The 14,691-nt window shown below is 61.1% G+C and carries 13 protein-coding genes and 1 tRNA gene; all 14 read left to right on the top strand.

Translation table 11 applies throughout. The features are described 5' to 3' along the window. The first annotated feature begins 18 nt into the window (after nucleotides 1-18). The 14 genes from murB (at nucleotide 19) to MB02_RS00385 (ending at nucleotide 14,620) form a co-directional block, all read left to right on the top strand. Nucleotides 19-933, top strand: coding sequence for a UDP-N-acetylmuramate dehydrogenase (gene murB, locus MB02_RS00450; RefSeq protein ID WP_067532127.1), 915 nt, complete (start codon nucleotides 19-21; stop codon nucleotides 931-933). Next, nucleotides 930-1,907, top strand: a complete 978-nt coding sequence (locus MB02_RS00445; RefSeq protein ID WP_170304594.1) for a D-alanine--D-alanine ligase — start codon at nucleotides 930-932, stop codon at nucleotides 1,905-1,907. Before murB ends, MB02_RS00445 begins: the two co-directional genes overlap by 4 nt. Then, nucleotides 1,907-2,842, top strand: a complete 936-nt coding sequence (locus MB02_RS00440; RefSeq protein ID WP_067531206.1) for a cell division protein FtsQ/DivIB — start codon at nucleotides 1,907-1,909, stop codon at nucleotides 2,840-2,842. The genes MB02_RS00445 and MB02_RS00440 overlap by 1 nt, the downstream gene beginning before the upstream one ends. After that, nucleotides 2,842-4,125, top strand: a complete 1,284-nt coding sequence (gene ftsA, locus MB02_RS00435; protein ID WP_067531205.1) for a cell division protein FtsA — start codon at nucleotides 2,842-2,844, stop codon at nucleotides 4,123-4,125. Before MB02_RS00440 ends, ftsA begins: the two co-directional genes overlap by 1 nt. 134 nt (nucleotides 4,126-4,259) lie before the next feature. Beyond that, a complete protein-coding gene (gene ftsZ, locus MB02_RS00430; protein ID WP_067531203.1) occupies nucleotides 4,260-5,900 on the top strand; it encodes a cell division protein FtsZ in 1,641 nt (546 codons plus the stop codon). Between the two features lie 179 nt (nucleotides 5,901-6,079). Beyond that, nucleotides 6,080-7,774: a tetratricopeptide repeat protein gene (locus MB02_RS00425; RefSeq protein ID WP_170304593.1), complete on the top strand. Its 1,695-nt coding sequence runs from the start codon at nucleotides 6,080-6,082 to the stop codon at nucleotides 7,772-7,774. A 145-nt stretch (nucleotides 7,775-7,919) separates the two neighbouring features. Continuing rightward, nucleotides 7,920-8,429, top strand: a complete 510-nt coding sequence (locus MB02_RS00420; RefSeq protein WP_067532121.1) for a type III secretion system chaperone family protein — start codon at nucleotides 7,920-7,922, stop codon at nucleotides 8,427-8,429. 81 nt (nucleotides 8,430-8,510) lie between these two features. After that, entirely contained in the window at nucleotides 8,511-9,335 is an 825-nt protein-coding gene (gene proC, locus MB02_RS00415) for a pyrroline-5-carboxylate reductase (RefSeq protein WP_067531201.1), read from the top strand. Between the two features lie 136 nt (nucleotides 9,336-9,471). Further along, nucleotides 9,472-10,221, top strand: a complete 750-nt coding sequence (locus MB02_RS00410) for a Bax inhibitor-1/YccA family protein (RefSeq protein ID WP_067532118.1) — start codon at nucleotides 9,472-9,474, stop codon at nucleotides 10,219-10,221. Nucleotides 10,222-10,536: 315 nt separating this feature from the next. Next, the gene (locus MB02_RS00405; protein ID WP_067531199.1) at nucleotides 10,537-11,094 is read left to right on the top strand and encodes a hypothetical protein; all 558 of its coding nucleotides are present in this window, start codon (nucleotides 10,537-10,539) and stop codon (nucleotides 11,092-11,094) included. A gap of 110 nt (nucleotides 11,095-11,204) precedes the next feature. Further along, nucleotides 11,205-11,280 (top strand) — tRNA-Ala (locus MB02_RS00400). Between the two features lie 137 nt (nucleotides 11,281-11,417). Continuing rightward, nucleotides 11,418-12,488: a GTPase ObgE gene (obgE, locus tag MB02_RS00395; protein ID WP_067531197.1), complete on the top strand. Its 1,071-nt coding sequence runs from the start codon at nucleotides 11,418-11,420 to the stop codon at nucleotides 12,486-12,488. A gap of 96 nt (nucleotides 12,489-12,584) precedes the next feature. Further along, on the top strand, nucleotides 12,585-13,715 hold the full coding sequence (proB, locus tag MB02_RS00390; protein WP_067531196.1) for a glutamate 5-kinase: 1,131 nt from the start codon (nucleotides 12,585-12,587) through the stop codon (nucleotides 13,713-13,715). Then, nucleotides 13,712-14,620 (top strand): NAD-dependent epimerase/dehydratase family protein, encoded by a 909-nt coding sequence (locus tag MB02_RS00385; protein ID WP_067531194.1) that lies wholly within the window; start codon nucleotides 13,712-13,714, stop codon nucleotides 14,618-14,620. The genes proB and MB02_RS00385 overlap by 4 nt, the downstream gene beginning before the upstream one ends. Nucleotides 14,621-14,691: the final 71 nt, after the last annotated feature.

The raw sequence follows: 14,691 nt of genomic DNA, 5'->3' as shown, positions 1-14,691 counted from the left end.
CAGCCCAACGACTGGTTGATGGACAGCGGCGCGGTCGCTGCGCCTGACCTGTCCCCCGAGATGGTGCGGGGCAAGTTGACGCCGCATGCGCCGCTGGCGCCACTGGTCTGGTTCAAGTCCGGAGGGGCGGCAGACTGGCTGTTCGAACCGGCAGATCTGCTCGATCTCACACAGTTTCTCGCTGCATTGAATGGTTCCATGCAGGTCATGGCTCTCGGGCTGGGCTCGAACCTCATCGTCAGGGATGGCGGGGTGCCTGGGGTGGTTATCCGATTGGGCAAACCTTTCGCCAAGGTCGAGGACAAGGGTAACTGTGTGCTGGAGTGCGGTGGCGGTGCGAGCGGCATCCTTGTTGCGTCGACCGCACGCGATGCGGGCATTGCGGGGCTGGAGTTTCTGCGCGGCATTCCTGGGACAGTTGGCGGCTTCGTGCGGATGAACGGCGGGGCCTATGGCCGCGAAGTCGCGGACGTGCTGCTCGATTGCGATGTTGTCCTGTCCGATGGCACATTGGTGAGGCTGCCTTTGGCGGATCTGCAATACACTTATCGCCATTCGGTGTTGCCGGATGGCGCAGTGGTGGTTGCGGCGCGCTTCAAAGGCTCACCGGGGGACCCGCGGGCAATTGCCGCGGAAATGGACCGGATTGCCGCAGCGCGTGAAGACAGTCAGCCGCTTCGGTCCAAGACGGGGGGGTCGACTTTCAAGAATCCGCCCGGAGACAAGGCCTGGCGCCTGGTCGATGCCGCAGGTTGCCGGGGGCTGGCCTTGGGTGGTGCGCAAGTGAGTGAGAAACACACCAATTTCCTCATCAACACGGGCAATGCAACCAGCGCGGATATCGAGGGGCTAGGCGAGGAAGTACGCCGCAGGGTGGGTGAAAGCCAGGGTGTGACTCTGGAATGGGAAATACAGAGAGTAGGCAGACCGTGACGCTCCCCAAACTCCATGTCGCTGTGCTGATGGGTGGCTGGTCCAATGAACGGCCAGTCTCGCTGATGAGCGGGGAAGGCGTTGCCAGGGCGCTGGAAGAGCGCGGGCACCGTGTCACGCGTATCGATATGGATCGCGATGTTGCCGCGCGGCTGACCGATGCGAATCCGGATGTGGTGTTCAATGCGCTGCACGGCGTTCCGGGCGAAGACGGGACGGTTCAGGGCATGCTCGACCTGATGGGGATCCCGTACACGCACTCCGGGCTGGCTACGTCGGTGATCGCAATCGACAAGGAACTGACCAAGCAGGCCCTGGTGCCGCACGGTATCCCGATGCCCGGGGGCCGTATCGTGAAAAGCGAGGAACTGTACGAAAGCGATCCACTCTCACGGCCTTATGTTCTCAAACCGGTCAACGAGGGGTCGTCTGTCGGTGTGGCAATCGTCACGGAAGCCAGCAATTGCGGCAATCCGATCCGCCGGGATGCAGAAGGGCCATGGCGGGAATTCGACGAACTGCTGGCTGAACCCTACGTCCGCGGCCATGAACTGACGACCGCTGTCATCGCCGGGCCGGATGGGCCGCGCGCGCTGACCGTGACGGAACTGGTGCCCAAATCGGGGTTCTACGATTTCGATGCGAAATATACCGATGGGATGACGGAGCACGTTTGCCCCGCCCAGATCCCCGACAATATTTCGGAATTGTGCAAGAGTTATGCTGTGCAGGCCCATCGCGTGCTGGGTTGCCGGGGGACGAGCCGTTCCGATTTCCGCTGGGATGACGAACTGGGTGAAGCCGGCCTGTTTCTTCTGGAAACCAATACTCAGCCGGGCATGACTCCCTTGAGCCTCGTGCCGGAACAGGCGAAATACTGCGGGATGGACTACGGCGATCTGGTCGAAGCGATCATTGCCGATGCGCTGGCCTACGGGGAAGGCGCTGGTCAGGATCGAAAGGGGGCGGGCTGATGGCCCAGACGATCAAGCGCGGGGGCAAAGGCGTGCGACGGTCGGCGGCCGCACGGGGCACCGTGCGCAAGGTCGACAAGGCAAAAGCGCGCACTGGATCGGTGGTCGATGCCGCCATGCGTTGGCTGCCTTTCACGGAAGACCAGCTTCACCGTATTTTCCTTGCCGTCATTCTTGGAGGGGCCGCCGCGCTTGCATTGTTCGTCGCCAGCCTGGCCGGTGTGCCGGCGATGGCGCATACCCAGCTTGCCCTGCTGGCAGCCGATGCCGGTTTTGAAGTTCGCCGTGTGGAAGTTCGCGGAGTCGAACATATGAACGAGCTCAAAGTGTATGAGCGCGTGCTGGGCGAGCGTGATCAGGCCATGCCGCTGGTCGATCTGGACGCGGTGCGTGCCGATTTGCTCAAGCTCAGTTGGGTTGAGGATGCCCGTGTTTCCCGTCAGTTGCCCGATACGCTGGTGGTCGACATCGTGGAACGGAAACCGCATGCGGTGTTGCGCAAGCCGGGACATCTCGTGCTGATCGATGGGACTGGCGCGGAACTGGAGCCGATTTCCGCGGCCGCCGCCAAAGGCAGGCTGATCGTCTCCGGTCCTGGAGCCGCCCGGCAAGTGCCCTCGTTGAGCCGCTTGCTGGATGCCGCGCCTGCTTTGAAGCCACAGGTCACAGAGGCAGAATGGATCGGCAATCGGCGTTGGAATTTGACATTCAAGACCGATCAGGTGCTGGCGTTGCCACAGGGTGACAAACCGGCGGCCACTGCGCTGGTCTCGTTTGCGCGGCTTGATGGGGTAAATCGTCTGCTCGGCGGGAAAGTGGCAATTTTCGATATGCGTGCGCCCGAACGGATCTACATGCGGATTCCGGGGCGGACGGAAGAGATTGCCGCAGCCAAGGCTGCTGCTGCCAAGGCAAGTGCGGAGGCTAGCGAATAATGGCTGCGACCCCTCGTATTACTCGCGTTTTCGGCGCGGTGAATATCGGTTCCTTCCGTATTTCCGCGATGATCGCCGGTCTTTCCGAGACAGGCGAGATGATTGTGCTGGGGTCAGGCCACCGGGCGGCCCAGGGCATCAAGCGCGGCTACGTAACGGATATGGCCGCTGCCACTTATGCGGTGCGCGATGCCATAGAGCGTGCGGAACGGATTGCGAATACCAGTGTGCAAAGCGTCTGGATCGGCTGTTCCGGCGCGGGGCTGGCCAGTCGCATCGCCGAAGTAGAAATAGAGATTGGTGGCCGGCGGATCGAGGAAGAAGACATCGAGCGGTTGCTGGCGGCGGGCAGGGATTCGATTCAGCCCGACGGACGTATGGTGCTCCATGCGCAACCGGCACACTACACGCTGGATGGCGCCCACGGTGTCTCCAACCCGAAGGGGCTCCATGCCGAGCGGTTGGGCGTGGATATTCACGTAATGATGGCAGATGGCGCGCCGATCCGGAACATTACCGAAGCGGTGCAGAATGCTCATCTGGATGTAGAAGGGGTGGTCGGATCGCCGGTGTCGGCGGGATATGCCTGCCTCAGTCCGGAAGAGCGGGAACTGGGCGTGGCGCTGGTCGAATTTGGCGGTGAAGTGACCAATGTCTCCGTCCATGCCGGGGGGATGCTCCTGGGCCTTACGGCGATTCCCATCGGCTCCGCCGATATTACCGACGCGATAGCCTCGGCATTCGGTATTCGGCGCTTTCAGGCGGAACGCCTCAAATGTGTGGCCGGGTCGGCCATCGCGAGCCCCGCGGATCATCGGGAAATGATTCCCATCAATGGGCCGGGTGAAGAACAGGTCGCTCCGGTCGCTCGCCATGCGGACGACCGGAACCGCATTCCCCGCGCAGAACTGATCTCGGTCATTACCGGTCAACTGGATATTCTGGTCAAGGAAATCGCGCAGGCGCTGAAGGAGATGGGCTTCGCGGGCCCCCGTGGGCATCAGGTAGTGCTGACCGGCGGTGGAGCGGAGCTGGCGGGCATTGCCGATTATACGCAGGGCGCGCTGGGCAAGCCCGTGCGCATTGGCCGACCACCTGCCTTGCGGGGCCTGCCGGAAGCGCATTCCGTACCTGGATTCGCGACCCTTGCCGGTTTGGTGCTATATGCAGCAGCAGATCCGGTCGACATTCGTTCGCTCGGTCCGCGTCACCAGTCGGCAACCCGTTATTCCGGCCTTGGTCTCGTCGATCGGGTGTTCGGCGCGTTGAAGGAATATTTCTGATCGATGCGGCGCGCGGCAGTTCGACCGATCCGGCTTGTGGAAAAGGCTAATTACGCTTTGCACCTGCGATTCGCTTTGTGGCAGAAGCGTTACGAAATCGATCATCACGTCTTTCGCCTCCTGGAGGGAGCATTATGAGCATCAATATTGGCCCGCCTGCTGTGGATGAACTGCGTCCGCGGATTACGGTGATCGGCGTCGGCGGCGCGGGCGGCAACGCTATCGCCAACATGATCGCAGCCCAGATCGAAGGTGTCGACTTCATCGTCGCCAACACCGATGCGCAGGCGCTCAACAATTCGATCGCCGAATCCCGCATCCAGCTTGGGCCTGATATCACTCAGGGGCTGGGCGCCGGTTCGCGGCCTGAAGTAGGGCGCGCGGCGGCTGAGGAAACGGTTGAGGAGCTTGAGCGGGCTCTCGACGGTGTAAACATGTGTTTCATCGCTGCCGGCATGGGCGGAGGCACAGGCACCGGTGCTGCTCCGGTGATTGCCGAGGTGGCGCGCCGCAAGGGTGTGCTGACTGTGGGCGTGGTGACCAAGCCATTCCTGTTCGAAGGCTCGCGCCGGATGCGTTCCGCCGAAGCGGGCATCGATGAGCTGCAAAAGCATGTCGATACTCTGATTGTTATCCCCAACCAGAATTTGTTCCTGGTCGCCAAGGCGGAAACGACTTTCAAGGAAGCGTTCCAACTGGCGGACGAAGTGCTGCAGCAGGGCGTGCGATCGATCACCGACCTCATGGTCATGCCGGGCCTCATCAACCTCGACTTTGCCGACGTGCGCTCGGTAATGAGCGAGATGGGCAAGGCGATGATGGGAACTGGCGAGGGCGAAGGCGACAACCGCGCGCTCGAGGCCGCGGAGCGGGCAATTGCCAATCCGTTGCTCGACGGTGTTTCGATGACCGGCGCCAAGGGTGTGATTATCTCGATCATCGGTGGCGAGGACATGAAGCTGCTTGAGGTCGACGAAGCAGCCAATCACATCCGCGAACTGGTTGATTCGGACGCGAACATTATCTGGGGTTCGGCATTCAACCCGGATCTGGAAGGGAAAATCCGCGTTTCCGTCGTTGCCACTGGCATCGATCAGGGGGCCATTCCCGTTCAGGCGGAATCCCGTCCGCTTAATCTTGGCGCGGGCCGTGCGCCCAAGCGCCCTGTTCTGCCGCTGCCAACGGAAGCGGAACTGGCGGAAGATGCCGCAGGAACAACAGGTGAAGCGGCTCCGGCAGCGATGCCGGAACCTTACGAGCCCCCGGTCCCCACCGGGATGGTGGATGCCCAGCCGCAAGAGCCGTCTTTCGGCCAGCCTCGGAACGATGGGTACTCTGGGGAGCCTCAGCAGGCCCAAACGCCTCCGGCCGAAGAAGAGCCGTTTGAGCTGACCTTCGCACTCGATGAAGAGGAAGCGGAGGACGAAGAAGAGGAAACACTCGGTAACGAGAGCAAGACTGCTTCTTTGACAGATCTGGCGGAAGACGGGTTGTTGCGTGATGCTGACCGCTTGTCTGCTGAAGATGCTCCGGTTGCTCCAGGCCAGGGTGGCCGCCGCCGTAGCCTGCTGGCAGGCGACAGAGGCGCGGCTGGCGCGCCTGAACAGCAGCGGTCTCCTGCTGCTGCGCCATCTGGCGGAGGCAGTACGCTGTTCGAACGCATGGCGAACCTCTCACGTAGTTCGCGGGTGGAAGACGAGGATACGGATGACGACGATGAAGGGGGCTCGGCCCTCAACATCCCGCGTTTCCTCGGACGTCAGAATAACCAGTAGCTCAGTCCGCCCGTTCGCGCCCGGTTCATTCTCGGGCGCTATGGCGGGCACCCGGGGGCATGCCGGGGGTGGAAGCGAAGGGTCGATTGCAAGTATTTGAAAGACATTTCCGGGCACGGCAGCGCCTTGGCGCTGCCTGTGCAGCCGCAGTATCCTTGCTTGTGCTGGATAATGCGGCGTTGGCTCAGTCCAGCCCTGTCGTGGCACGAGAGGTGGTTCAGCCACTGCCGCCTCCAGGTACGGATGCGCTCAATAACGCGTTGCAAAGGTTGGCGGCGAACCCGCGTGATGCCGGTGCCTTGGTCGATGCAGGTTTCGCATCGCTGAATGTCGGTGACGTCGATGCGGCGGTTGGCTTTTTCAGCCGGGCGGATGCGGTAGACCCTGGCAATGCGCGCGCGCAGGCGGGGCTGGGTGCAGCCTACGTCCGCAGCGAAAATCCGTACGATGCGCTGCTGATGTTCGAAGAAGCCGAAAAGGCTGGAGTCGCGCCTATCTCACTCGCCGGGGACCGCGGGCTGGCATATGACCTTGTCGGCGACAATTCGTCAGCGCAGTTGTACTATCGTCAGGCTTTGGCAGCGAAATCCGATGAAGAAGTGACAAGGCGCCTGGCGCTCAGTCTGGCAATTTCAGGAGACAAGGCTGGAGCGGAGGCCGCGCTGCTACCTCTTCTGGAGAAGCAGGATCTTGCTGCCTACCGTGCCCGCGCTTTCGTGCTTGCAATAACGAGTGATGCAAAGGGCGCTCAGGATATTGTCGATCGGGTAATGCCGGTTGAAATGGCCGCAAAGATGGCTCCGTACCTGCGTTACATGCCACGCCTCACCCCGGCTCAGCAGGCTGCAGCTGCCAATTTCGGGCAGTTTCCGCGAGCAGCGGACATCGGCAGAGATGATCCGCGCGTCGCCAAATATTCGGGCAAGACAAATCGTTATCAATCTGCGGCTAGCAGCCAGTCGGCTCTGGTTCCGAGCGGTGAACCGCTCGGTGCAGCGGGTGCGAATGGCAAGTCGGCCAAGGAAGCAAAACGCGCGAAGAAGAGCGCGGAACCTGCACAAACGGCTCAGGCGAATTTGCCACAGGCCGCATCGAGTGCACCCGCTGCCCCATCGGGCGAACTGCCGCCAGTTTCACGAACCGGAACGTCAGAGGTAGCCTCGGCAATGCCGACTCAGGCGGGGAGATCAACTGGTTCGGCTCCGACACCTCTCATGTCACCCGGCGGTGAAACGGCGATCGCCAGTTATGCGGCCGGACCACAACCAAGCGCATCGCGAAGCACCCCTGCTGCTGCGCCATTGAATAAACCCGTTCCGGTAGAAATCCCTGCCAGTACGGCACCGCCGGCGACGAGTGCGATGGCGGCGGCTTCGGAGCCTGCCGCGGAGACTGCCGTTGCAGTGGCTCCTGTGCCCACAAGTTCAGTTCCCGAAACTCCGGCTGCCCCTAGGCGTATCGTCGATGTCTTTGCCGATTTTTCCCAGCCCGTTGAGCCGGCTGCTCGCGCATCGGGCGCGGTGGACATCACCAAGATCACTCCGCGTCGCGAGGCACCACCTCCGAAAGCGGAGCCCAAACCCAAGCCTCCTGCACATCCCAGTCGGAACTGGGTGCAGGTCGCAACAGGGCGCGACACCAAGGCGCTTGGTTTCGACTGGCGCCGGATCAGCCGGGGTGAGGCAAAGCTGTTCAAGGGGCGGGATGCCTATATAGCCTCCTGGGGGCGCACCAATCGCCTGTTGACCGGTCCGTTCCCGAATGAAGGCGCTGCCCAGGCTTTTGTAACCGATCTCAAGAAAGCTGGGGTCGATGCGTTCACATTCACAAGTGACGAAGGTGAAGAGGTCAAGGAACTTAAGTCCGCACGCTGAAGTAGCGTGGAGATACGCCCTGCTTGTACACAAGTTTTAAACAGGCTTGTGAAGTTTTGCCCAACACCATGACGTCACTCCATTGCAGTCCGGGGGGTATGCATCGCATCGATGCAGCCATGGGGCAAAGGACGAGATATTTATGATGAGAACGAGCGGACGGGATTTCGAACGGGATGAAGAGGACGCGGCGCCCGTCGAAATGCTTGTTCAGCTGTTCGAAGCACGGGGCTGGCCGTGTGAGTTCATCAGCGAAGACGAGATTTCCGGCGAAATCCAGGGGAGCTGGGCCAACTATCAGCTCCGTGGCGTCTGGCGTGCGGAAGACCATGTGCTGCAGTTGCTCTGCCTCCCTGATGTGCGGATACCGCAGAACAAGCGGCAAGAGATGTTCGAACTGTTGGCTCTCGTTAACGAACAGCTCTGGCTCGGCCATTTCGACATCTGGTCGAATGGTAGCGTCCTGCTTTACCGCCATGGGATGATGTTGGGTGATGACGGTTTACTGAGTCTTGGTCAGGCGCAGGCCGTGGTGGAAGCTGCTGTGAGCGAATGTGACCGGTTCTATCCGGCGTTTCAGTTCGTGTTGTGGGGTGACAAGAGCCCGGCAGATGCGCTTGACAGTGCATTGGTGGATCCGGCGGGTGAGGCCTGATCGGCGGATCTTCTTCGACAGGTCCAATCCGAGTGGGTAGGGCACCCACAGGCAAATTCGAAGTGGGTGCGGAAGCAGTTTATGAAATCATTCCAGTCGGTCCTGATCGTCGGTTGCGGCAATATGGGCGGCGCAATGCTGGCCGGGTGGTTGGCGAGTGGGCTTGCTCCTTCCATCTTCACAATCGTCGACCCCGCCTTGCAGGAGGCGCCTGCTGGCGTGGCTCTGCTGCGCGAGCTGCCCGATGCGGATTTCGATGCCATCATGCTTGGGGTGAAGCCGCAGCTGTTCGATGCGGTTGCACCGGATATAGAGCGGCTTGCAGGTGAACGGACGGTCATCCTGTCGATCATGGCCGGTGTGGAATTGGTGAGTCTTGCCGCTCGCTTCCCACGGGCGGCAGGTCATATCCGGATCATGCCGAATCTTGCCGCTGCGCTCGGCAAGTCGCCGCTGGGGCTCGCGGGCCAGCATGTGAGCGATTCGGCCAAACATGCGGTTGAGGACTTGCTGCGGCCACTCGGCAGCGGCGAGTGGATTGATGAAAGTCTGTTCGATCTGGTCACCGCTCTGGCCGGTTCCGGTCCCGCGTTTGTCTATCGGTTCATCGACGCCCTCGCGTCAGGTGCGGAATCGCTCGGTATGCCGCGGGCTCAGGCGGATCGTCTGGCGCTCGCAATGGTGGAGGGTGCCTCTGCTCTGGCCGCTGCGTCCGATGTGACTCCGGCCGAGCTGGCCCGGCGGGTGACAAGCCCTGGGGGGACGACTGCTGCAGGCCTGAAGGTACTGGACGAAGGGCACGCGCTGGCCGAACTGGTCGAGGCAACCTTGCGGGCAGCTCGCGACCGTGGGGCGGAAATGGCCGCTGCGGCACGCGCTTCCATGCCGGAAGGTCACAAAACCTGAACTTTTTTCAGGCAATGCCTTGAGAGTCCGATTTTGGAGCGATTCATTCCGGTTTTCCTTGAAAAAGGGTGCGGTAATCGCGATATTCGAGGACGACCGGCCCGTCCGTGAGGCTGGCAAAGGAGTTTTGGAACACATGGCAAATTGGAACGACCCCCAGCCCCGGCAAACGGGCTTCGGCGCGTCTCCGAGCCTGAATGGGGAGGCAATCGGCCGCGCAACCTACGACATGGGCCTGCGGCGGCACATGCTCTCAATCTACAACTACATGGCATCTGGCGTGCTATTGTCGGGCATCATTGCGCTGCTTTTCGCGCAGTCCGGCTTTGCGGCGCAGATCATGCTGGGGGGTAATCCCCTCGCTTGGCTGATTATCCTGTCGCCGTTGGCATTTGTCTTTGCGATGAGCTTTGGCGCCAACCGCTTCAGCACTCCGACGCTTCAGGCGATGTTCTGGGGTTTCGCGGCCGTCATGGGCCTGTCGTTGTCGACGATCTTTCTCGTTTATACGAAATCGTCGATCGCGATGACCTTCTTCTCCACTGCGGCGGCTTTTGCTGGGCTCAGCCTGTTCGGTTACACCACGAAAAAGGATCTGTCCGGCATGGGCACGTTCCTGATCATGGGCGTGGTCGGCCTGCTGGTGGCGATGATCATCAACATGTTCGTTGGCTCGACTGCATTGCAGTTCGCTATCAGTGCCATCGGCGTGCTGATCTTCGCCGGCCTTACTGCTTATGACACGCAGCGGCTGAAGATGATGTATTATCAGGTTGCTGGCACGGAGTTTGCCGGAAAGGCCGTCGTGCTCGGCGCGCTCAGCCTGTATCTGGACTTCATCAATATGTTCCAGTTCCTGCTTGCCTTCATGGGGCAGCGCGACTGATCGTAATTGCGAGTCGGCTTATCGTGCCCGGGGCGTGAAAATCACGCTCCGGGCATTTTCTTTGCGGTTAACAAGGCGTAAGGTATCGCTTCATCGTGGCGAAAGGCACCGTGCGGTAGGGATCGAACGGTGCCGGCAAGTGGAGGGGCCCGCCGAATGCTTAGTTTTTCCGTTGTTAAGCCACGCAATATTGCGGCTGCAGGTGGTCTCGCTGTGCTGGCTGCATGCGCTACGCCTCCTCCTCCTCCGCCCCCTGCGCCGGAGCCGGTAGCGATTCCTTCCCGCCCCCAGCCTCCCGGCGGCGCCGCCGCCAACATGGTAATACCCATGGTTGGGCCGGATGGCGTGCGTGAAACGGTAAACGCCCACATCAGTGAAGCGCAACGGATCTGGAATTTCCGTTCGGCATACAATGTTGCGGCGCTGAACTGTCTCCAGCCGCAGCACGCCGCAATTCTCGATGGTTACAAGTCTTTCCTGTCCACTTACGAGCGTGATCTTTCGCGGATCAACAAGACGGTCGAAAGCGAATGGCGGAAGAACGAGGGTAGCGGTTACAAGCGCGCCCGCGATACCTACACCACGCAGGTCTACAATTATTGGGCGCTGCCCCCGGTCCTTCCACAATTCTGCGATGCCGTGTTGCAGATTGGCCAGCAGGAGGCGATGATGCCTGCCGGTTCGCTGGATCTCTTCGCGGATCAGGGCCTTACCAAGCTGCAAGGTGTGTTTGACGAATTCTATCGTGCCTTCGAACGGTATCGCGTCGATGTGGCGGATTGGGATACGCGTTATGGCCCGACCTACGGTTACACGCAGGTACAATACACCAACGCGACCTATGCTCAGCCTATTATCCAGAATACGCCGTAACGTGGATGTGAAATTCTACGCGGCGTAATTTTGCTCTTTCAAGCGTGATACCTCTTCGCTAAGAGGCGCGCTTCCGCGAGCGGACATGGCTTGCGGCAATGCACTGGAACGGGGCCGTAGCTCAGATGGGAGAGCGCGTCGTTCGCAATGACGAGGTCAGGGGTTCGATCCCCCTCGGCTCCACCAGTTGCGTTTCTTTTGTCCGGTCTCCTGCTACGTGTTATTCAGCCGTGCGATAGACGGCCGGACGTTGCTGGTATCGAATTGGAGGGTGAGCCTCCGATACAACACCATGCAGGGCCGCTGGAAGAACGAACAGAACAATGCATTTTCTCGACCAAGCCAAGATCTATCTCCGCTCTGGCGGAGGGGGGCCGGGTGCGGTCAGCTTCCGGCGCGAAAAATATATCGAGTACGGCGGGCCCGACGGCGGAGATGGCGGTAGGGGTGGCGACATCGTATTTGAGGCAGTGCCCGCGCTGAACACTCTGATCGATTTCCGATATAGTCAGCATTTCAAGGCCAAGCGTGGCAGTCACGGTATGGGCAAGGACCGCACCGGCGCCAGTGCGCCGGATCTTGTCATCAAGGTCCCTGTTGGCACGCAGATCATATCGGATGAGGATCAGGAAACGGTTTTGGCCGACCTGACAGAAGTCGGGCAGCGGATCGTTCTGCTGGAAGGCGGTTTGGGCGGGCGTGGCAATGCCAGCTACAAGACCAGCACCAATCGTGCCCCGCGCCAGCATCAGCCGGGGGAACCCGGACAGGAAATGTGGGTGTGGCTGCGGCTTAAACTCCTCGCGGATGTCGGTCTGGTGGGGTTGCCCAATGCGGGCAAGTCGACGTTCATCAACCAGGTGTCCAATGCGCAGGCGAAAGTGGGCGATTATGCGTTCACCACCCTGGTCCCCAAACTGGGCGTCGTGCGGCACAAAGGGCGTGAATTCGTTCTGGCGGATATTCCGGGGCTCATTGAAGGTGCTGCGGAAGGGGCGGGGATCGGAGACCGTTTCCTCGGCCATATCGAACGTTGCCGTTTGTTGATCCACCTGATCGATATTTCCGGCACTGGCAAAGGGCAGGATCCGGCTGAGGCCATGCGCGTGGTGGAAGAAGAACTGGCTGCCTACGGGGAAGGGCTGGAGGACAAACCTCGCTTGGTGGCGCTCAACAAGATAGATCTTGCTGACGCAGAACTCGCTGCGGCCTTCGCGCAGGAATTGAAGGCTGCCGGGGCGAGCGAGGTGTTTCCTATATCGGGAGCGACCGGGGAAGGGATCGAGGCTCTGCTCGACACAGTGCTGTCTTATCTTCCGGCTGCGACCGCGACCGAACGGCCTGATGGAGAGGTTGAGGAAGAGGAGACAGCCGAACCATGGTCTCCCTTGTAAACTGACGTCATATTAGCCTTTTCGACCCTGCCATTGGTTCGGGTGGGCGACGAAGGCAGTTCTATTTCCCGGCAACTCCGGCTAAGTCCCCGCTCCATGTCGATAGCCCGTCTTTCGGATCTGGCAGATGCTGCCACGTGTTCCCGCCTTGTCATCAAGGTGGGCTCGGCGTTGCTTGTCGAACAAGGGGAGCCCCGTCGCACCTGGCTGGAAGGGTTGGTGGACGAAATCGCCACTGCGCGTGAGCGTGGGCAGGATGTCGTCGTCGTCAGTTCCGGTGCGATCGCGCTTGGCGCGGCGCGCCTCGGGTTGCCCAAGGGTGGGCGCGCAAACCTTGCCGATGCGCAGGCCGCCGCGGCTGTGGGGCAGATCGCCCTTGCCGAATTGTGGTCTGAACTTCTGGGGGCCAAGGGGATCGTCGCGGCGCAATTGCTGCTGACACTGGAGGACCTTGAAGATCGTCGTCGTTACCTCAATGCCAGCGCCACACTGGGCCGCCTGCTCAAGGCAGGAGCCGTACCGGTCGTGAACGAAAACGACAGTGTGGCGACACAGGAAATCCGTTTTGGAGATAATGACCGCTTGGCCTCGCGCGTGGCGCAGGCCGCGCATGCACAGGCGGTGCTTTTGCTGTCTGACGTAGATGGACTGTATGATCGCGATCCGCGTGATGCGGGGGCGACAATGCTGTCCGAAGTGCGTGGTGTAACGCCGGAGATTCACGCGATGGCGACGGGCGGTTCGGGTTCGGGGCTGGGCTCTGGCGGGATGACTGCCAAGCTGCAAGCAGCCGAGATAGCCGAACGGGCCGGGATCGCGCTTGCGATCTTCAACGGGACGCATACGCGGCCTATTTCCCGGGCCATCGACCAGGGCCGAGGCACGCTTTTCCTGCCTCGGCGCAAGGATGCCGCCCGCAAGGCCTGGCTTGGCGGGCGCATGAGAATGAAAGGTGCGCTCGTGATCGATGCGGGGGCAGTTGAGGCACTGGGATCAGGCAAGAGCCTGCTCGCTGCTGGCATCATTGCTGTGGAAGGTACATTTCGCCGGGGTGATCCGGTTTCCATCCGCGACGGCGATGGCAGGGTTCTGGCGCAGGGGCTGGTTGAGTATGATGCGCCTGAGTGTGCAAAACTGCTCGGGCATAATTCTGCCGAACATGCAGGGATTCTCGGCTATGCGCCTCGCTCCGCCGTGGTGCATCGCGATCAACTGGTGCTGCTGTGACGATAGCCCTGACCGGGGCAACCGGTTTCGTAGGACAAACTCTGTTGGACGAAGCTTTGCGCAGGGGCGTGAAGGTTCGCGCCTTGACCCGTCGCGAGCAGCCATCGCGTAAAGGTGTGACGTGGGTGAAGGGCGACCTTGCCAACCGCAAGGCGCTCAAGGCGCTGGTCAAAGGGGTTGAGGCTGTCGTTCATGTGGCTGGAGTGGTGAATGCTCCCGATGTCACAGGTTTTGAAACCGGCAACGTCGCCGGGACCCTATCTATTGTGGAGGCCGCTGTCGCGGCCGGGGTTCCGCGCTTTCTCCACGTTTCCTCCCTTGCGGCTCGGGAGCCTCATTTGTCGGTCTATGGCGCGTCAAAGCGCCGCGCGGAGAAAATCGTGTCCGCCAGCGGTCTGGACTGGACCATTGTGCGCCCTCCTGCTGTCTATGGGCCGCGGGACACCGAAATGCTGGACCTTTTCCGCGCTGCGAAATGGGGCGTGGTCCCCATGCCTCCACCCGGCCGCACTTCCGTTATCCATGTCCTCGATCTTGCGCGGCTGCTGATGGCTTTGCTGCCGGGCGGCGAGGATGTGACTCACGAAATATTCGAGCCTGACGATGGCGCCAACGATGGCTGGAGCCATCACGATCTCGCCCATGCTATTGGTTGGGCGGTCGGCCGGCGGCCGTGGGTGCCTCATCTGTCGCGTGCCACGCTCAACCGGATTTCCCGTATCGAGGGGCTTCTGCGCCGGAGCAAAGCCAAGCTGACTGCCGATCGGGTCGGATACATGAGCCATCCCGATTGGGTCGTCAGCCGGCATCGGGTTGTCCCGGCTGGGCGATGGGTGCCGAGGGTTTCCACGCGTGAGGGGTTGAAGGCGACAGCGGACTGGTATCGCAGGGAAGGCTGGCTCTGATCAAATGGGGCATGGGGCGCGTGCAAACACGCCAATCCAGTGAATCCGAGTGTGGCTGATACTGGAAATTC

This window comes from Croceicoccus estronivorus (assembly GCF_001625325.1).
Taxonomy (GTDB): domain Bacteria; phylum Pseudomonadota; class Alphaproteobacteria; order Sphingomonadales; family Sphingomonadaceae; genus Caenibius; species Caenibius estronivorus.
Note: the sequence above shows the minus strand (reverse complement) of the source record. Positions and strands in the feature narration are given on the sequence as shown.

Excerpts from the sequence above, each read along its gene's own strand:
- murB (WP_067532127.1), top strand. The coding sequence starts at position 19 with ATGGACAGCGGCGCGGTCGCTGCGCCTGACCTGTCCCCCGAGATGGTG.
- MB02_RS00440 (WP_067531206.1), top strand. The coding sequence starts at position 1,907 with ATGGCCCAGACGATCAAGCGCGGGGGCAAAGGCGTGCGACGGTCGGCG.
- ftsA (WP_067531205.1), top strand. The coding sequence starts at position 2,842 with ATGGCTGCGACCCCTCGTATTACTCGCGTTTTCGGCGCGGTGAATATC.
- ftsZ (WP_067531203.1), top strand. The coding sequence starts at position 4,260 with ATGAGCATCAATATTGGCCCGCCTGCTGTGGATGAACTGCGTCCGCGG.
- MB02_RS00420 (WP_067532121.1), top strand. The coding sequence starts at position 7,920 with ATGAGAACGAGCGGACGGGATTTCGAACGGGATGAAGAGGACGCGGCG.
- proC (WP_067531201.1), top strand. The coding sequence starts at position 8,511 with ATGAAATCATTCCAGTCGGTCCTGATCGTCGGTTGCGGCAATATGGGC.
- MB02_RS00410 (WP_067532118.1), top strand. The coding sequence starts at position 9,472 with ATGGCAAATTGGAACGACCCCCAGCCCCGGCAAACGGGCTTCGGCGCG.
- MB02_RS00405 (WP_067531199.1), top strand. The coding sequence starts at position 10,537 with ATGGTAATACCCATGGTTGGGCCGGATGGCGTGCGTGAAACGGTAAAC.
- obgE (WP_067531197.1), top strand. The coding sequence starts at position 11,418 with ATGCATTTTCTCGACCAAGCCAAGATCTATCTCCGCTCTGGCGGAGGG.
- proB (WP_067531196.1), top strand. The coding sequence starts at position 12,585 with ATGTCGATAGCCCGTCTTTCGGATCTGGCAGATGCTGCCACGTGTTCC.